This is a genomic window from Streptomyces sp. NBC_01176 (assembly GCF_045039825.1).
In the GTDB taxonomy this organism is placed as follows: domain Bacteria; phylum Actinomycetota; class Actinomycetes; order Streptomycetales; family Streptomycetaceae; genus Streptomyces.
The window spans coordinates 2,810,592-2,829,426 of sequence record NZ_CP108600.1 but is presented as its reverse complement, the minus strand read 5'-3'; the positions used below and the strand labels follow the sequence as shown (position 1 = coordinate 2,829,426).

Sequence of the window (18,835 nt, the reverse complement as noted above, 5' to 3'; positions counted from 1 at the left end):
TTCCCGACCGAACCGAACCGAACCGAACCGAACCGACCCGGCCGGAAGGCCCGTTTCGTACGGATTCACGCGATGGTGTGATCATGTCCCGGTGGGTGGATGTGCCCGGAGGGGCGTGGGTAGGGCCCGGCCATGACGCAGCCGTTCGAACTCCCGCACTTCTACATGCCGTATCCCGCGCGGCTGAACCCGCACCTCGACGAGGCGCGGGCGCACACGGTCGAATGGGCCCGGGGGATGGGCATGCTGGAAGGCTCCGGCATCTGGGAACAGTCCGACCTCGACGCGCACGACTACGGCCTGCTGTGCGCGTACACGCACCCCGACTGCGACGGACCGGCCCTCTCGCTCATCACCGACTGGTACGTGTGGGTCTTCTTCTTCGACGACCACTTCCTGGAGACCTTCAAACGCACCCAGGACCGCCAGGGCGGCAAGGCCTACCTGGACCGGCTGCCCATGTTCATGCCGCTGGACCTCTCGACCCCCGTGCCGGAGCCGGAGAACCCGGTCGAGGCGGGGCTGGCCGACCTCTGGGCGCGCACGGTGCCCTCGATGTCCCTGGGGTGGCGCAAGCGTTTCGCGGTCTCCACCGAGCACCTGCTCAACGAGTCGATGTGGGAGCTGTCCAACATCAACGAGGGGCGGATCGCCAACCCCGTCGAGTACATCGAGATGCGCCGCAAGGTGGGCGGTGCCCCCTGGTCGGCCGGGCTCGTCGAGTACGCGACCGCCGAAGTGCCCGCCCCGGTGGCCGGATCGAGGCCGCTGCGGGTGCTGATGGAGACGTTCTCGGACGGCGTGCACCTGCGCAACGACCTGTTCTCCTACCAGCGGGAGGTCGAGGAGGAGGGCGAGCTCAGCAACGGCATCCTCGTCCTGGAGACCTTCTTCGGCTGCACCACCCAGCAGGCCGCCGAGACCGTCAACGACATCCTCACCTCGCGTCTGCACCAGTTCGAGCACACGGCGCTGACCGAGGTCCCCGCGCTCGCCGTGGAGAACGGGCTCACCCCGGACGAGGTCGCGGCGGTCGCCGCCTACACCCAGGGGCTCCAGGACTGGCAGTCGGGCGGCCACGAGTGGCACATGCGGTCCAGCCGGTACATGAACGAAGGTGCCCTGGAGGAGAACCGGCCGTTCGGATCCGGCGTCCTCGGCACCTCCGCCCTGGACGTCGGCGCCCTGCTCTCGGCCGCCGGGGCGGAGCGGCTGCGCGCGTACACCCATGTCCCGTTCCAGAAGGTCGGCCCGTCGCAACTGCCCGACTTCCTGATGCCGTTCGAGGTGACGCTCAGCCCTCATCTCGACGGGGCCCGGCACCGCCTCGCCGACTGGATGCACGCCATGGGGATGCTCCAGGAGGGCGTCTGGGACGAGGACAAGCTGGACGGGTACGACCTTCCGCTGTGCGCGGCCGGCATCCATCCGGACGCCACCGCGGACGCCCTCGACATCAGCGCGCAGTGGCTGGCCTGGGGCACGTACGGGGACGACTACTATCCGCTCGTCTTCGGCAACCGCCGCGACCTGGCCACGGCCAAACTGGTCACCGCGCGTCTGTCGGCCTGCATGCCCGTCGACGGCGAGGAGCTCCCCGTCCCCGTCAACGGCATGGAGCGCGGCCTCATCGACCTCTGGCAGCGGACCGCCGCCGGCATGAGCACCGACGAGCGGCGGCAGTTCAGGTCCGCGGTCGACGTGATGACGGAGAGCTGGGTGTGGGAGCTGTCCAACCAGATCCAGCAGCGCGTCCCCGATCCGGTCGACTACCTGGAGATGCGCCGGGCCACCTTCGGCTCGGAGCTCACCATGAGCCTGTGCCGGCTCGGCCACGGCCGGAAGGTCCCGCCGGAGGTCTACCGCAGCGGTCCCGTCCGGTCGCTGGAGAACGCGGCGATGGACTACGCGATGCTCCTGAACGACGTCTTCTCGTACCAGAAGGAGATCGAGTACGAGGGTGAGATCCACAACGGCATCCTCGTCGTCCAGAACTTCTTCGGCTGCGACTACCCGACCGCACTCGGCGTCATCCACGACCTGATGACCCAGCGCATGCAGCAGTTCCAGCACGTCGCCGCTCACGAAATGCCCGTTCTGTACGAGGACTTCGAGCTCCCGGAGGAGGTGCGCGAAATCATGGAGGGCTACGTGGGGGAGCTGCGGAACTGGCTGGCCGGAATCCTCAAGTGGCACCAGGAATGCCGCCGTTACGGCGCCGAGGACCTCGCCCGCCGCGCCCACGGCTTCGTACCGGACCTGGTACCCGGCGTGCCGTTCGGCGGCCGGGGATTCGGCCCCGCGTCGGTCCCGGTGCCGGCACCGGCGGGGGAGGCCGCGTCCGCGTACCGTCTGCCCGCCGGGGTGGGGGCCGGGAGCATCGGTGACGGCGGGGCGTTCAGGCTTCCCAGGGCCACGGGCGCAGCCGCCGAATTCACCCTGCCGTCGGATCCCAGGGACTCGACGGGCCCGACGGACCAGGCGGCGTGGACGGATTCGGCGGGCTCGGCGGATTCGGCGGGCTCGGAGGGTCCGACGGATCGGGTGACGGGCCGGAAGACACCGTCCGCTCCGGTGGTGCCGCGGCCGAGGTGACGACGGCCGTCTCCTCGGCGCGGCTCCGCTCGGCGAACGCCCTGGCCGCCCCGGAGAGGCTCGCGAGCAGCTCCGCGGCGGCCGCGGTGACCTCACGGGCCTCCTTCGCGAGCGTCGCGTCGACGCCGGCGGCCCGGGTGAGCGCGTGATGCTCCTGGACGACATACACGCCGAGATTGGTGTCCCGCCACCGCGCCGTCGTGTCGTCGCCGGGGTTTTCCAGGGTGGCGCACAACGACGCCAACGTGTGGGCGGCCCGCCCGAATCGGCCCTCCTCCCGCTCCAGCCGGGCGATTCCGAGGAGGGCCGAGACGCGGTCGCGGGCCGTGGTCAGCAGCGGCAGGCGCAGACGCTGGGCGCGCAGGGCCTGGAAGGTGTCGCCCAACCGCTCAAACTCGTGGACGAGGGAACCCAGCGGGTCCGCGAGGCTCCGGCCCGGGGCCCCGCCGTCGCGCTCGGCGGCGTACACACGCAGGTCGAAGTCGTCCAGCGTCCGGATCAGCGCGACGCGGGCGAGTTCGACCAGGCCCTGCTCGCGGGCGAGACCGGTCCAGGTGAACAGCGGTTCGTCCGCCGGATCGGTGCCGAAGAACGAGTCGTCGAGATCGCGCGCCCAGCTCAGCATGTCGGCCGATCCCGCGCCCGGCTCGGGCATGCCGCCAAGGCCGCACCAGGTGTCGAAGTCCGTCTCGCGCACCTCAAGCAGCAGCGGCAGGTCCTCCGGGAGGCCGTGCAGGCCCACCAGGGCGGCGGCGAGGCGCAGTTCGTCGGTCATGGACGCATCGGCCTCGTGCCGTAGCAGGTGCCGCAGCAGCGGCAGGTCGCCCTCGCGCCGGTCGAACTGGGCGGCTCGCAGCGCGAGCGCGCGCCGCGCCCGGTCACCGGCCACCTCGTCCCAGGCGGTGCCCGCGCGCAGCAGCGCCAGGTCGGCACGGCCCCGCGCGAGGACCGTCTCCCACAGCGGCGGGCGGGGGTGCGGGTCCAGGAGGTCGTGGGCGCCGCCCTCCGCCGCGCCGAGCAGCAGGAAGTCGGGCTCGGTCCGCAGCAGGGCGGTGTGCAGCATGCCGACGAGCTGCGCCGGGGAGCGCTCGGGCAGGCCGAGTGCGGCCCGCAGTTCGCTCCGCTCGGCGTCGATGCTGTAGTACTCCCGGATCTCCTCCTCGCTCTCGGCGACCGCCGCGAGGATCCTCTCCTCCCCGTCGGCCGGCGTGAGCCGCAGGTGGTCGTGCCAGCCGGGCAGCCCGACCAGCACCTCCAGGGCCTCGTCCACGCTGTTGCCGATGACTCCGGCCGAGCCCTCGGAGTCCGCGTAGAGCACGGAGCCGTCTCCGCACACGAAGTACGTTCCCCCTGTGTCGTCGCCCGCTATCGGCTCCAGCGGTCCACCGGAGGCGAGCCGTACGTCCTCGGCGTGCTCCGCCCGGTCGAGGTCGAAGTCGAAGGGGAACGCGGCCAGTTCGGCCAGGCGGGGGTCGTTCCGCAACAGACGCAGGGCGTGATCGGTCATGTCACCGAACGTAACAGCCGGCACCGACAACGGGACTTCCGGCTTCGGCCGGGCGCGGCTCGGGCGGCGGGGCACGCGGGCGATTCGAACGCCGGTGTCAGTCTCACTCGTTCGTGAATCGTCGTGCGCCGGGGCGCAGGGTAGATCAACAGCTGGGGGCGGTCCGTAGAGCAGCTGCCGGAGGCGATCCATGGAACAGACCGCGTTGCGTCCCAAGCCGATGCCCGGTCAGGAGCCGGGCGGCGACGTTCGTCCGGCGCCCGCCGTCCGGCGCCCGCACGCCGTGCGACGCCGTGGCAGGCGGTTGATGTCCCTGCTCTTCGGCCTCTTCGTCGGGACCGTCCTGGTTCTGTCGGGCGTCGGGCTCGGCACCGTGGGCGCCACGGTGATCGGCATGAGCAGGCTGGCGGACCTGCAGAAGCAGGCCGGCGACGCCAAGGCAGGTCGGGAGCAGGGGCACGGACAGGGGCAGGGACACGGACAGGGGCAGGGGCAAGAGGCGGGACACGGACAGGGGGGACGGCAGAGCCCGGGGGCGGGGCCGGGTGAGAGCGCGGGGCCCCGGTCCGCGTCCCCGCGTGGAGGTGCCGAGGCGGTCACCAGGGCGACGCTCGGGGTCGAGGCCGTCGACGCGCCCAAGGGCGCCGGTGCGCTGATCACGGGTGTCCACAACCCCGGCCCGGGCTACGCGGCCGGTCTGGTCCGCGGGGACGTGCTCGACGCCTTCGGCGGGACCCACGTCGGCTCGGCCGCCGACCTGGCGAGGGCCGTCGCCTCGGCGGATCCGGGGAGCGCGGTGACGCTCGGTGTGCGCCATGCCGGCGGCGGCCGTCAGCAGCTGTCCGCAGTTCCGGGCATCGTGACCTGACACGGGCGCCGGCCGGCTCACCCCCGGGTGACGCCCGGCCCACGGACCGGGCGTACGCGGTCGCGAACCGGCGGATCCCGGGTCACAGAGGCATACCATCGTCCATAAGACCCCGGGAACGGCTCCGGAGCCCTCGCGAGCGGCTCGCGAGGGCCGCGACGAAGGGGCAGGATGCTGCCCGTAGCCCCTGCGGGGAACTCGGACATGCGGAGGCATGGATGACCGGCACGCCCACACCCTTCACCGCCGGTGACTACGAGGTCCGTATGCGGCGCGCGGCCGAGGCCGCCACGGAGGCCGGACTCGACGGCCTCCTGGTCGCCCCCGGACCCGACCTGGTGTGGCTGACCGGCTACCGGCCGGTGGAGACCGAGCGGCTCACCCTGCTGGTGCTGCGGGCCGGACAGGACCCCGTGCTGGTGGTGCCGACCCTGGAGGCCCCGGACGCGGCGGCCGCGGCACCCACGCTGACCCTCCGTGACTGGACCGACGGCAAGGACCCGTACGAGGCCACCGCGTCGCTCGTCGACGGCGGCGGCCGCTTCGGTGTCAGCGACAACGGCTGGGCACTGCACCTGCTCGGTCTCCAGAAGCGGCTGCCGGACTCCCGCTACGTCGCCCTCACCGAAGCCCTTCCGATGCTCCGCGCCGTCAAGGACGCGGCGGAACTGGAGCGGCTGGCGGCGGCGGGCGAGGCCGCGGACGCGACGTACGAGGAAATCCGGAAGGTGCCCTTCGGGGGACGCCGGGAGACCGATGTCGCCGCCGACATCGCCGATCTGCTCCGGCAGTTCGGGCACTCCCAGGTCGACTTCACGATCGTCGCCTCGGGGCCCAACGGTGCCAACCCGCACCACGAGGCGGGCGACCGGGTGATCGGGCGCGGCGACATGGTCGTCCTCGACTTCGGAGGCCTCAAGCACGGCTACGGCTCCGACACCTCCCGCACGGTCCACGTCGGCGAACCGGACGCCGAGGAGCGCGAGGTCCACGACGTGGTGCGCGCGGCCCAGGAGGCGGGCGTCGCGGCGGTCCGGCCGGGGGCCGCCTGCCAGGACGTCGACCGGGCGGCCCGCGCGGTCGTCGCCGAGGCGGGATACGGAGACCGCTTCATCCACCGCACCGGGCACGGCATCGGCGTCACCACGCACGAGCCGCCCTACATGATCGAGGGCGAGGAGCAGCCCCTCGTGCCCGGGATGTGCTTCTCGGTGGAGCCCGGCATCTATCTGCCCGGCCGCTTCGGGGTGCGCATCGAGGACATCGTGACGGTGACCGAGGAGGGCGGATGGCGCCTCAACACCACGTCCCGCGAGATGGCGATCGTCGACTGACGGGCCACCGGGAGCACCACGGCGCGACCGTGACCCAGGCACCGGCACCGACCGCGGACACCGTCCGCCGACTGGTCCGTTCACTGATCGCCGACAGCGAGTCGGCCGACGCGGGGCCCGAGGTGCGGCCCGTGACGGAGGCCGGCGAGCACTCCACCTGGTGGGTCGGCCGCCGGCACGTGCTGCGGCTCACCCGGGACCGTGAGGCCGCGATGCGCGGGCGCCGCGAACTGAGGGTGCGCGACCTGGTCCGTCCGCTGGTCGGGGTCCCCGTGCCGAAGTGCGTCGCGCACGGGGACTGGGCGGTCGGACTGGCCTACACGCTGGACACCAGACTGCCCGGGCGCTCCGGCGAGGTGCGGGACGTCTCGGCGGTCGGGGAGGCGGACCTGGCCGGTCTGCTCACCGGACTGCGCGAGGTGCCCGTACGGCAGGCGGAGACGCTCGGTGTGCCCCGCGCCGAGCCGCGCTCCCTGGAGGAGCTGCGGACGGCCGCCGAGGGGGCCGCCGAGCGGCTGGCCGCCGAGGACGAGTTCGACCCCGGGAACCTCGCGCAGCTCACCGCCGCCGCCGCCGTCCAGCTCGCCGCCCAGACCGGGGCCGCCGTCCTCGTGCACCACGCTCTCAAGGGGGAGCACCTGGTGGTGAGCGCGGACGGGCGGGTGCGGGGCGTCCTCGACTGGACCGGCGCGGTCCTCGGGGACCCCGCCGAGGACATCGCCGGACTCGCCGCGGCCGTCGGGGCTCCCGCCGCCGTACGCGCCGCCACCCTCGCCGGGTACGGCGCCCGCCCCTGTCTGCGCGGCCTGTGGCTGGCCCGCTGCGACACGGTGATCCGGCTCGCCGACCGGCTCGCGGGCCGGGACGACAGCCCCTTGGCGCCGCGGCGGACCCAACTCCGCCGCGCCTGGGAGTCGATCCTCCTGGAGCGGGTCACGGAACTGCCGGGCGACGACTGAGCCCCCTCGGCGGCCCGCACGCCGCCGAACCCGCGAGCGACGCGAGGTGCGCGCGGCCGGAGGCACCCGTACACACGCGACGTCACGCTCACGTGTCCGTACGCGGTTCGCGAGCGCAGTCTGCCGTCCGCGCGGTCCGGAGACCGCAGACCCCAGTCCGGAGACCCCAGTCCGGAGACCCCAGTCCGGAGACCGCGGTCCGTCGACCGCGGACCGCGGTCTCCGGACCGCGGTGCGCCGTACGGTCCGCCGGCCGTGCCCGACGTACGGGTCCCCGACGGCCGGACCCGCCGTACACGGTCCGCCGCACCGTCCACGCGGGCCGGCGTCCGCGTTCTCACGCCTGCGTCAGCACCACGCACGACTCGCCGGGCACGCTCAGCAGCCCGTCCGCGTCCGGTGTCCGCACCGGCTCCCACGCGGCCAGCACGCGCGCCCGGCTCAGGCCGAGCGGGATCCCGGCCGCCTCCTTGCCGAGGTTCACCGCCACCCGGACGTCCCCGCGCCGCAGGGCGAGCCAACGGCCTCCCTCGTCGTGGGCGATCCTGACGGCGGCGAGATCGGGGTCCGAGAGGTCGGGGTGCCGCCGGCGCAGGGCGATCAGCTCGCGGTACCAGGCCAGCACGCGCGCGTGGAACGCCTTCTCGGGCTCCGACCAGTCCAGACAGGAACGCTCCCGCGTCGCCGGGTCCTGCGGGTCGGGGACGTCCTCCTCGGCCCAGCCGTGCGCCGCGAACTCCCGTCGTCTGCCCCGCCGTACGGCCTCCGCCAGCTCGGGATCCGTGTGGTCGGTGAAGAACTGCCAGGGCGTGCCCGCGGCCCACTCCTCACCCATGAACAGCATCGGGGTGAAGGGCCCGGTGAGCGTCAGCGCGGCCGCGCAGGCCAGCAGCCCGGGGGAGAGCGACGCCGAAAGGCGGTCACCCTGGGCGCGGTTGCCGATCTGGTCGTGGGTCTGGGAGTAGCCGAGCAGCCGGTGCGCCGAGACCCGGGTACGGTCGAGCGGGCGGCCGTGGTGGCGCCCGCGGAAGCTCGAACAGGTGCCGTCGTGGAAGTAGCCCGACGTCAGCGTCTTGGCGAGGGCCGCGAAAGGGGCCCGCGCGAAGTCCGCGTAGTAGCCCTGCGTCTCACCGGTCAGTGTGGTGTGCAGCGCGTGGTGGAAGTCGTCGTTCCACTGGGCGTGCAGCCCGAGGCCGCCCTCCTCGCGGGAGGAGATCAGCCGAGGGTCGTTCAGGTCCGACTCGGCGATCAGGAAGAGCGGCCGCCCCAGCTCGTCGGCGAGCGTGTCCACGGCCGTGGACAACTCCTCCAGGAAGTGCAGCGCGCGGGTGTCCCGCAGCGCGTGCACCGCGTCCAGCCGCAGCCCGTCGAGACGGAAGTCCCGCAGCCACGCCAGCGCGCTGCCGACGAGATAGGCCCGCACCTCGTCCGAACCGGGCGCGTCCAGGTTCACGGCCGAGCCCCAGGGCGTCTGATGGGTGTCCGTGAAGTACGGCCCGAACGCGGGCAGGTGGTTCCCGGACGGGCCGAGGTGGTTGTGCACCACGTCGAGGACGACGCCGAGGCCCAGCTCGTGCGCCCGGTCCACGAAGCGCTTCAGGGCCTCGGGGCCGCCGTACGGCTCGTGCACCGCCCACAGCGAGACACCCTCGTATCCCCAGCCGTGCCGCCCGGGGAACGGGCACAGTGGCATCAACTCGACGTGTGTGACGCCCAGTTCCGCGAGATGCCCGAGCCGCTCGGCGGCCGAGTCCAGGGTGCCCTCGGGGGTGTACGTCCCCACGTGCAGCTCGTACAGGACCGCGCCCGGCAGTGGACGGCCGGCCCACTCGGCGCGCCAGGCGTACCGGTCCTGGGCGACCACCGCGCTCAGCCCGTCGGGGCCGTCCGGCTGCCGCCGCGCGCGCGGATCGGGCAGTACGGGGCCGTCGTCCACCGCGAACCCGTAGCGCGTCCCGTCCCGCGCCTCCGCGTCTCCCGTCCACCACCCGGCGCGCTCCGGATCGCGCTCCAGCGCGCTCGTGGCGCCCTCGCAGTGGAGTGCCACCCGGTCGGCCTGCGGTGCCCACACCTCGAACCGCACTGACGGTTCCCCCTTGTCCGCTCTCCGTGACGTAGCCCGTCCATGGTGCGCCACCCGAGATCGATTCGCGCTCCTCTCCACCCATTTGCCGCGCGTTCGCCACGTGATGGACGCGCGGCGGGAACATGTCGGTGGGGACGGCCGTTTCCGGGTCTTCTGGACACCCCGCGCCTCCTGACCGACAATCACCTGCGTGACGTCGTCTTTCGAGTTCCACACGTACCCCGCGCGGTTGTCCGACGCGGAACGCGACCGGGCGCTGAAGGCCCTCCGTGACGGCGTCGCTCTCGGACGTCTCTCGCACGACACGTTCATCCACCGCATGGAGCTGGCGCTCTCCGCCCGCCGGTCCGACGAACTCGCCGCGCTCACCGCCGACCTGACCACCGAGGGCCGCTGGTCGAAGCTGGTGTTCGGCACCGTCGAGGCCGTCTCCGGCTTCACCGTACGGGTGCGCAGGGCGTGGCAGGCCGAGCGGCTTCCGAAGCTGCTGCTGCCCCACCCGGGCAACGGCTACCCGTTGCGGATCGGCCGCGACCCCGCCAGCGGGCTGCGCCTCAACCACGAGACGGTGTCACGGATCCATGCCGAGCTGAGCCGCCAGGGCGGCCTGTGGGTGCTGCGCGACCTGGGGTCGACCAACGGGACGACGGTCAACGGACGGCGCGTGATCGGCGCGGCCGTCGTCCAGGACGGCGACCAGATCGGTTTCGGACGGATGTTCTTCCGACTGTCGTCCTCCTGATCCGGCCGACCGACCGTCCAACCCATCCGACCGACCGTCCAGCCCATCCGACCGACCCGACCGGCCCGACCGATCCGACCGATCGGCCTGATCCTCCCGGTCCGTCCGATCCGCTCTGATCCGACCGGCCTGTCCGATGTTCCCTGTCCGTCCGATCCTCACAACCTCCGGCACGGCCGGGCCGAGTTCTGGCCTGGGTTTCACTCAGCGATTTCGTCTCCTTCCCTTGTGTTCCGCGGTGTTGACGTACCTTCACAGTCATGACTGACTGTGCGTACACCGTGTACATCAGGTGAAGCGACGGCACCACATGTGTGGAGGTGCGCCCTGCCGCCACTCCTCCGCTACCCGACCGTCGACGAGCTGGGTGCCCGTGCCGCCGCGCTCGTCGCCCGCCGTCCGAGGGACGCCCGGCTGCGCCGCGTGGGCACGTCCCGGGCGGGCACACCCCTCTGGCTCCTGTCCGTCGGGCACGGCCACCGCCAGGCCCTCGTCGTCGCCGGACCGCACGCCAACGAGCCGGTGGGCGGCGCCACGGTCCTCCGCCTCGCGGAACGGGTGCTCGCCGACCCCCGGCTGCGCGACGGCGCGGACGCCACCTGGAACCTGCTGCTCTGCCTCGACCCCGACGGCTCCCGCCGCAACGAGGCCTGGCTGTCCGGCCCGTACACCCTCGGCCGCTACTTCCGGCACTTCTTCCGCCCCGGCTTCCTCGAACAGCCCGAGTGGCTGCCCGAAGGCGCGGACGCCGTGACCCTGCCCGAGACCCGCGCCCTCCTCGACCTCCAGGACGAACTGCGGCCCTTCTTCCAGTGCTCCCTGCACGGCGTCGACGTCGGCGGCGCCTTCGTCGAGCTGACCCGCGAACTGCCCGGCCTCGCCCAGCGCGTCGCCCACACCGCCGCGCGGCTCGGCATCCCGCGCGAGCTCGGACCGTACGACACCCTGTACTGGCCGCCCCTCGGGCCCGCCGTCTACCGCATCCCACCGCCGCACCGCGGCGACCTGGCCGCCGCGATCACCGAGGCCGCGGTGGAGTCCACCTGGTTCCACCCGCACCGCCACGGCACCGTCACGGCGGTCGTCGAGGCACCCATGTGGGGCGTGGCGGCCGTGGAGGACGCCACCCGGCCCGCCGACACCGACGCGGTGCTGCGCTCCGTCAGCCACACGCTGCGCAACGACACACGCCTTCTCGAGGGCATCCTCGCGCGCGTGCGCCCCGGTCTCGGCACCGCTCCGGACGCGGCCCGCCTCCTCGCGCCGGTCGACGACTATTTACTGGTCGGCCCCGGCCTCGCGGACTCCTGGGACCCCGATCTGCGGGACTCCGGTTCGCGGCCCCTGCCGTCGCTCGGCACCGCCCGGCTGACGTCCCTGCGCCTCGCCGGGCGCCGGGTCGCCCTGCGCACGGCCGGTCTGCTGCACCAGCTCGTCACCGGTTCCGGGCGCGACCCGCGCAGGGCGCTGCCGGAGCTGGACCGGCTGATCGACGCCTGGTGCGCCGACTACCGGGAAGGCTGCGGGGCACGCTGGATCCCGGTCGCGCGCCAGGTCGAGTACCAGGCGCGCGTGGTGATCGCCGCGTTCGAACTCGCCGGGCGGTACGCACCGGTGGGCTCCCCTTCGGGTGAGACGGGGTGGAGTCCACAGGCCGCACTGCCGATGCACCGGGAATGACGAGAACCACCGAAGCGCTGCGCGGCGCGCTGCTGGCCGCGGCGGCCCTGCTCACAGCCGCCGCGGCACCGGCACCGGGATCGGCCATGGCACCGACACCGGCACCGGCACCGACCCTGGCATCGGCCATGGCCCCGGCCCCTCCTCCTGCCTTGATCTCGGCCCCTGTACCGACTCCAGCAGCGGCCTCTGTACGGGAACCGGTCCCGGGGACGTCCCACCGGGCCGTCCCCGGCAGCTGGCTCCACCTCACGATCACCCGCGGCGAGGCCTCTCCCCAAGCCCTCCCACCCCTGCGGGCACCCGTCGGAGCACCGGTCCGAGCACCTGCCGGAGCACGCCTCCGGGCGGAGACCACCCCCGGCACCGACACCCGCGGCGCACTGCTGCTCTGCGACCCGCCCCAGGGCCACCCCCACGCGGCACAGGCCTGCGCGGAACTCACCGCCGTCGAGGGCGACATCGGCCGCCTCCCGGTCACGCCCGGCGTCCTGTGCCCCATGATCTACGCACCCGTCACCGCCGCCGCGCGCGGCGAGTGGGACGGCCGCCCCGTCACCTACGCGCACACCTTCGCGAACTCCTGCGTGATGGGTGCCGCCACGGGCGTGGTGTTCGCGCTGGGGGAGTAGCTGGAGCGGCTGGTGCGGCTGGAGCGGCTCAGGCCGCGTTGCCGCGTGCGTGCAGGGCCGCCGCGACCACCGTGCGGGACTGGTGCTCGACCTGATGCTCCAACGGGACCCAGCGGGCGCCGAAGCGTTCGGCGAAGGCGTCGCTCCAGGAGGCGACAAGGCGTTCGAGGCGAGGCGCCGCCCGGTCGTCGACCTCCTGGAGGACGCGCAGCAGCATCGCCGCGGCCCGCAGCGGCAGCCGGCGCCCGAACGCGTCCACGCTGCCGACGTACGCCCTCGTGGTGTTCGCCGGCGGGGTCCGGACCCAGTCGTCGGCGAGCCCCGGCACCAGCTCCAGCGCCCACTTGGCGGCCCGCAGGAGCGGCCCGTCGGGGCCGGGCAGCCGCGCCACGACCTCCGTCAGCACCGCCTCCACCTGACGCGCGTCCCGCCGCAGCCGGTGCGCCAGACCCCGCATCGCCGCGGCCGGTGCCGGGTGCGGGGCGGGGTCGGCCACCAGGTCGCTGGCCCACATCGGGACCTCGACGACCGCGGTCAGCCCCCCGTACCGGTGCGCGTGGTACCAGGTGCTGTGGCGCGCGTCGTCGGGCATGCTCGGATAGGCCGCGTCGGAGCCGGGGGCCGGCATCACATGCACCCCGGGCCCGGAGGCCGGCCAGCCCGCGGCGTCCGACGCGCCCGTCTCCACCGGGATGTGCAGCTCCGCCGCGGACTTGGCGAACGGCTCGGCGAGCCCCGGGATGTCCTTGGTCAACTGCACCCAGCTGCCGCCGAGATCGGTGCCGTGCAGGGTCGCCTGGAGGTAGGGCCGCAGCTCGTCGATGACCCGGGTGAGGGCGCGGGTCTCCGGCGGCAGCCTGTCGGGCGGCAGTACGGACGGCGACCACTCCGGCTGCTCGGGTCCGGCCGGACGGAAGAAACCGAGGTGGTAGTCGAGCAGGGTGCGCGGCGCCGGCGTCACATGCAGACTCGCCCCGTCCGGGTCCGCGCAGAGCAGGAAGTGCCAGGAGGTGTCGGCCCTCAACTCCGCTCCGTACAGGACGCGTTCGGCCAGCGACAGCAGCGTCGAACCCCCGGCCGGCTCGTTGGCGTGGGCGCCCGCGACGACGAGGACCGCGCGCCGCGCGTGACCGACGGACAGCAGGTGGAGCGGCCTGCCCGCGCGTGAGACGCCGATCTGTCTGAGCCTGCACAGGCCGGGCCGGTGAGCCGCCAACGCCCGTGCGGACGCGACGATTTCGGCCACACTGGGGTAGCGCAGCTCCTGCAGGAGACTCACCCCCGACTTGTCCGCCCTGCATCGCTTTCCGCAGTACTCCACGGACTGCGGGAACTGTCAAGCAGAGGTGGGCCGGCGCCGGGCGCGCCAGGTGGCGTCCACCGCCGGCAGCCCGCGCCTGCGTCACCGAAAGAGGGAGGCCCCGCCTGGGCGTTCGTCGATCCTCCGGCGCGGGCCGGGGCCCGGTGGTGAGCCCCCGACATCACCCGTATGGGCGTACGGGGGCCGCGTTCCGTGCCCGGCGCCGGACGTTCGGCCCGTCGCGGCGGCCCTGATGTCAGCCGCTCGTCGCGGAGTCGGGGCCGTCCTCGGCGACGCGTTCGAGCAGCGCCACCGGCGACCGCTCGAAGAGCTCAGCGACCCGCGCGTGCCCCGTGAACTCCCGTCCCGGAGCGAGCAGGTCCGTCCAGCGTCCGGCGGGCAGCGCGAGACGCGTGTCGCGCCAGCCGCCCTCGTCCGTCAGCCGCAGCGACAGCCGGGTGACGGCCGAGACCACCTCCCCGGAGCGCACGAACGCCACGCAGTGCGCGGCACCCGGACCCTCCGCGGTCAGCGGCGCGTACGTCGCCGTGTCGCCGAAGACGTCCGGGCGCCGCCCGCGCAGCCGGAGCGCCGCCGTGGTGAGCGCGGCCTTCTCGGAGACCTCAGCGGCGTCCCGCGCCGACGGCCGCGGCGAGGACCGCCGGGGCGGTGCGAACGGCTTCCGGTTGTCCGGGTCCACCAGCGCCAGGTACTCGTCCTCGGTGCCCTGGTACACGTCCGGCACCCCCGGCATGGTCAGCTGCACCAGGGCGGCTCCCAGGACGTTCGCCCGGACGTGCGGCGCGAGCCCTGCCCTGAAGTCGGCCACGTGGCGTCCGGGCGCCCCGCACGGGCCCGCCGCGACGAACGCCGCGACCGCCTCCTCGTACGCGGGGTCCTGCTCGGTCCAGGCGGTGTGCAGCCCCGCCTCCCGGACGTGCTTCAGCAGCGCGCCCCGGACGCGGTCCGCGTCGGCGGGGCCCAGCCCGAACACCGTCTGCCACGCGGCCCACGCCAGCTGGGGGTCGGGTACGCCCGCCGCCCCCTCCGGCGTCACCTCGGTCAGGAGGTCGCCCCACCGGCGCGGGCACTGGGTGAGCACGGACAGGGCCGCGCGTACGTCGGCGCTGCGTTTCGTGTCGTGGGTGGACAGGGCCGTCCCGGTGCCGGGCCAGTCGCGCTGCACGCGCGCGCAGTAGGCGTGGAAGTCCTCCGGGGTCACGGCCGGAGCCCCCGGGTCGCCGCCCACCTCGTTGGCCGACAGCAGGGGCACGTAGCGGTAGAACGCCGTGTCCTCCACGGACTTCGCCCGCAGCGCGGAGGAGGTCTGGGCGAACCGTGCCCGGAACTCCGCGTGCTCCGGGCCGTCCCCGCCGCGCCCGAGCACCAGGTTCCGTACGACGTCCACGGCGTGCGCCTCCTCCGGCACGGTGAAGACCGCGCGGGCCTCGGCGGCGGCCTCCGCGGTGACGATCCCGGAGGCGTCCGTGGAGGGATACGGCCGGTACACGTCGACCCGCACGAGCAGCTCGCGCAGCGCGGCGCCCAGGGCCCAGGGAGCGTGGTCACGCAGTCCGGGGTCGAAGGAGCGGGCGCACAGACGCTCCGCCGCACGCGTGAGGCGGTCGAACTCGGTGGCCAGCTCGTGGGTGATCACCTGGTACGCCGCCCGGCGCACCGTCGCCTCCCAGGAGCCGCCCAGGTCGGCCTGCGGAGCCGCGAACTTCCGGTACTGTCCCAGGAGTTCAGCCGCTCCCGCCGGGTCCGTGAAGAGGCCGTCGACCTGCCGCAGCGCGTCGTAGCCGGTGGTGCCCGCGACGGGCCAGGCGGCGGGCAGCGGCTCACCGGCCGCGAGGATCTTCTCGACGACCGTCCAGCGTCCGCCGGTCGCCTCGTGCAGGCGGCGCAGATACGCGTCCGGGTCCGCCAGGCCGTCCGGATGGTCGACACGCAGTCCCTCGACCACGCCGTCGGCCAGCAGCTCCAGGATTTTGCCGTGGGTCGCCGCGAACACCTCCGGGTCCTCGACCCGGACTCCGATGAGTTCCGAAATGCTGAAGAAGCGGCGGTAGTTCAGTTCGGTTCGGGCCAGCCGCCACCAGGTCGGGCGGTACCACTGCGCGTCCAGGAGCTGGGGCAGCGGCAGCTCCCGCGTGCCCTCGCGCAGCGGAAACTCGTGGTCGTAGTAGCGCAGTACGTCGCCGTCCACCTTGAACCGGTCGATCTCCGTGCCGAGCCGGCCCCCGAGCACCGGCAGCAGCAGCCGGCCGTCCTGCGCGTCCCAGTCGATGTCGAACCAGCGCGCGTACGGCGACTCGGGTCCCTCGCGCAGCACCTCCCACAGCGGGCGGTTGTGACGCGGGGCCATGGCCATGTGGTTGGGCACGATGTCCACGACCAGACCGAGCCCGTGCGTGCGCGCGGTGCGGGCGAGGGAGCGCAGTCCCGGCTCGCCGCCCAGTTCCTCCCGGACGCGGGTGTGGTCCACCACGTCGTAGCCGTGGGCCGAACCGGGGACGGCCTCCAGGACGGGGGACAGGTGCAGATGGGAGACCCCGAGCGAGGCCAGGTACGGCACGGCGGCCTCGGCGGCCGCGAAGGGGAACTCCGGTTGCAGTTGGAGCCGGTACGTGGCGGTCGGCGCGGCGGGAACCATGGAGTCCGGGATCTCCCGTTCGGGACGCTCAGGTGTCATGGGAACCTACGTACCCCTCTCGCCCGGTTTCGTTACATCGACGCCCGCATACGGGTTCCTGTGGTGCCGGGTCCCGGACACGGGAAGACCCGTGCGCGTGCCCCGCGTCCTCGGCCGGAGCCGCCCGGAGACCGTCCGGTCGGGGCCGGGCCGGGTGGGCGGGCCGGGCGGATCGACGGGACGGCCGGGGCCGGCGGGACGGTGGGGCGGTCGGACGCCCCCGGGCACGGTTTCCCGGTCCGCGCCCGCCCGCCCCGCCGTCCGCCGGTCCGACGCGAAGGATCAGAGATCCTGGGCGGGCCGTTGCAGCACCGTCACGCTCCGGTCGATCAGTGTCAGCCGGTCCCCGGCCTGGACCTTGGCGCCGGTGCCCGGCACCAGGCCCTCCGGGAGGGCGGTGTCGACCACCACCTGCCACTGGCGTCCGTGGTCGACGGGCACCACGAACTCCAGTGTTCTCGGCGAGGCGTTGAACATGAGCAGGAAGGAATCGTCGGCGATGTGCTCCCCGCGCGGGCCCGGTTCGGAGATCGCGTTGCCGTTGAGGAAAACGGACAGCGCGTGCGTCTGCGTCGAACCCCAGTCCTGCTGGGTCATCTCGGCGCCCGCCGGGGTGAACCACGCGATGTCGGACAGTTCGTCGTGCGTGCCCTGGACGGGACGGCCGTGGAAGAAGCGGCGGCGCCGGAAGACCGGGTGGTCGCGGCGCAGCCACACCATCGCGCGCGTGAAGTCGAGCAGTTCGCCGCCGTCCTGCGGCCACGGCACCCAGGCGAGCTCGCTGTCCTGGCAGTACGCGTTGTTGTTGCCGCCCTGGGTGCGGGCGAACTCGTCGCCGTGGCTGAGCATCGGCACACCCTGGGACAGCATCAGCGTCGCGATGATGTTCCGCTTCTGGCGGGCCCGCAGGGCGAGCACGGCCTCGTCGTCGGTCTCGCCCTCGACCCCGCAGTTCCACGAGCGGTTGTGGCTCTCGCCGTCGCGGTTGTCCTCTCCGTTGGCCTGGTTGCGCTTGTTGTTGTAGGAGACGAGGTCGTTGAGCGTGAACCCGTCGTGGCAGGTGACGAAGTTGATGGAGGCGAGCGGGCGGCGGCCGTCGTCCTGGTAGAGGTCCGACGAGCCCGTCAGCCGGGAGGCGAACTCGGCGAGCGTGCGGGGCTCGCCGCGCCACAGGTCGCGTACGGTGTCGCGGTACTTGCCGTTCCACTCCGTCCACAGGGGCGGGAAGTTGCCCACCTGGTAGCCGCCCTCGCCGACGTCCCAGGGCTCGGCGATCAGCTTGACCTGGGAGACGACCGGGTCCTGCTGCACCAGGTCGAAGAAGGACGACAGCCGGTCCACCTCGTGGAACTGCCGTGCCAGGGTGGCCGCGAGGTCGAAGCGGAAGCCGTCGACGTGCATCTCGGTGACCCAGTAGCGCAGCGAGTCCATGATCAGCTGGAGCACGTGCGGGGAGCGCATCAGGAGGGAGTTGCCGGTCCCCGTGGTGTCCATGTAGTAGCGGGGATCGTCCGCCAGACGGTAGTACGAGGCGTTGTCGAGGCCCCTGAAGGACAGCGTCGGGCCCAGGTGGTTGCCCTCGGCCGTGTGGTTGTAGACCACGTCCAGGATGACCTCGATCCCGGCCTCGTGCAGCGCCCGGACCGCCGACTTGAACTCCAGGACCTGCTGACCGCGGTCGCCCCAGGAGGCGTACGTGTTGTGCGGGGCGAAGAAGCCGATGGTGTTGTAGCCCCAGTAGTTGTTGAGCCCCATCTCCACCAGACGGTGATCGTTCACGAACTGGTGCACCGGCATCAGCTCCAGTGCCGTCACCCCCAGTTCCGTCAGGTGTTCGATGATCGCGGGGTGCGCGAGTGCCGCGTACGTGCCGCGCAGTTCGTCCGGCAGCGCCGGATGCTGCATCGTGAGGCCCTTCACATGGGCCTCGTAGATCACGGTGTGGTGGTACTCGGTGCGCGGGCGCCGGTCGTCTCCCCAGTCGAAGTACGGGTTGACCACGACCGACGTCATGGTGTGCGGCGCCGAGTCCAGGTCGTTGCGCTTGTCGGGGGACCCGAAGGGGTAGCCGTACACCTCCTCGCCCCAGGTGATCGAGCCACTTATCGCACGTGCGTACGGATCGAGCAGCAGCTTGGCGGAGTTGACGCGCTGTCCGCGCTCGGGCGCGTACGGCCCGTGCACCCGGAACCCGTACCGCTGTCCGGGCATGATCCCGGGCAGATACGCGTGCCGTACGAACGCGTCGCTCTCGCGCAGTTCCACCGCCGTCTCCGAGCCGTCGTCGTGCAGCAGACACAGCTCGATCCGGTCGGCGGCCTCCGAGAAGACCGCGAAATTGGTACCGGCGCCGTCGTACGTGGCACCGAGTGGATATGCCTCACCAGGCCAGACCTGCATGGATACGACTCTCCCAGTAGTGCCGCGCCCCGGGGGG

The 18,835-nt window shown here is 73.0% G+C and carries 11 protein-coding genes; 7 read left to right on the top strand and 4 right to left on the bottom strand.

Annotated features, from left to right (window positions below; translation table 11 throughout):
* The first annotated feature begins 132 nt into the window (after positions 1-132).
* The 4 genes from OG199_RS11995 to OG199_RS11980 all read left to right on the top strand — a co-directional run bounded on the left by OG199_RS11995 (position 133) and on the right by OG199_RS11980 (position 7,263).
* The gene (locus OG199_RS11995; protein ID WP_405829429.1) at positions 133-2,595 is read left to right on the top strand and encodes a germacradienol/geosmin synthase; all 2,463 of its coding nucleotides are present in this window, start codon (positions 133-135) and stop codon (positions 2,593-2,595) included.
* Between the two features lie 1,697 nt (positions 2,596-4,292).
* Positions 4,293-4,970, top strand: coding sequence for a PDZ domain-containing protein (locus tag OG199_RS11990; RefSeq protein WP_405829427.1), 678 nt, complete (start codon positions 4,293-4,295; stop codon positions 4,968-4,970).
* 218 nt (positions 4,971-5,188) lie between these two features.
* Complete coding sequence (locus tag OG199_RS11985) at positions 5,189-6,304, top strand: aminopeptidase P family protein (RefSeq protein WP_356805839.1); 1,116 nt, start codon at positions 5,189-5,191, stop codon at positions 6,302-6,304.
* Between the two features lie 29 nt (positions 6,305-6,333).
* On the top strand, positions 6,334-7,263 hold the full coding sequence (locus tag OG199_RS11980; RefSeq protein ID WP_405829425.1) for an aminoglycoside phosphotransferase family protein: 930 nt from the start codon (positions 6,334-6,336) through the stop codon (positions 7,261-7,263).
* 337 nt (positions 7,264-7,600) lie between these two features.
* On the opposite strand, the gene treZ is transcribed toward OG199_RS11980, so the two are convergent.
* Positions 7,601-9,346: a malto-oligosyltrehalose trehalohydrolase gene (gene treZ, locus OG199_RS11975; RefSeq protein WP_356807988.1), complete on the bottom strand. Its 1,746-nt coding sequence runs from the start codon at positions 9,344-9,346 to the stop codon at positions 7,601-7,603.
* 193 nt (positions 9,347-9,539) lie between these two features.
* On the opposite strand from treZ, the gene OG199_RS11970 reads away from it, so the two are divergent.
* From OG199_RS11970 to OG199_RS11960, 3 genes are all read left to right on the top strand, one after another.
* Positions 9,540-10,091, top strand: coding sequence for a DUF1707 and FHA domain-containing protein (locus tag OG199_RS11970; RefSeq protein WP_356807986.1), 552 nt, complete (start codon positions 9,540-9,542; stop codon positions 10,089-10,091).
* Positions 10,092-10,403: 312 nt separating this feature from the next.
* Entirely contained in the window at positions 10,404-11,771 is a 1,368-nt protein-coding gene (locus tag OG199_RS11965; protein ID WP_405829423.1) for a M14 family zinc carboxypeptidase, read from the top strand.
* Complete coding sequence (locus OG199_RS11960) at positions 11,768-12,403, top strand: SSI family serine proteinase inhibitor (RefSeq protein WP_405829421.1); 636 nt, start codon at positions 11,768-11,770, stop codon at positions 12,401-12,403. The genes OG199_RS11965 and OG199_RS11960 overlap by 4 nt, the downstream gene beginning before the upstream one ends.
* 28 nt (positions 12,404-12,431) lie before the next feature.
* Here the strand turns inward: OG199_RS11960 and OG199_RS11955 are convergent, their stop codons facing one another.
* The 3 genes from OG199_RS11955 to glgX all read right to left on the bottom strand — a co-directional run bounded on the left by OG199_RS11955 (position 12,432) and on the right by glgX (position 18,798).
* Positions 12,432-13,682: a M14 family zinc carboxypeptidase gene (locus OG199_RS11955; protein WP_405829420.1), complete on the bottom strand. Its 1,251-nt coding sequence runs from the start codon at positions 13,680-13,682 to the stop codon at positions 12,432-12,434.
* A 277-nt stretch (positions 13,683-13,959) separates the two neighbouring features.
* Positions 13,960-16,398, bottom strand: coding sequence for a malto-oligosyltrehalose synthase (treY, locus tag OG199_RS11950; protein WP_405829418.1), 2,439 nt, complete (start codon positions 16,396-16,398; stop codon positions 13,960-13,962).
* Between the two features lie 282 nt (positions 16,399-16,680).
* Positions 16,681-18,798: a glycogen debranching protein GlgX gene (gene glgX, locus OG199_RS11945; RefSeq protein ID WP_401801228.1), complete on the bottom strand. Its 2,118-nt coding sequence runs from the start codon at positions 18,796-18,798 to the stop codon at positions 16,681-16,683.
* Between the last annotated feature and the right edge of the window lie 37 nt (positions 18,799-18,835).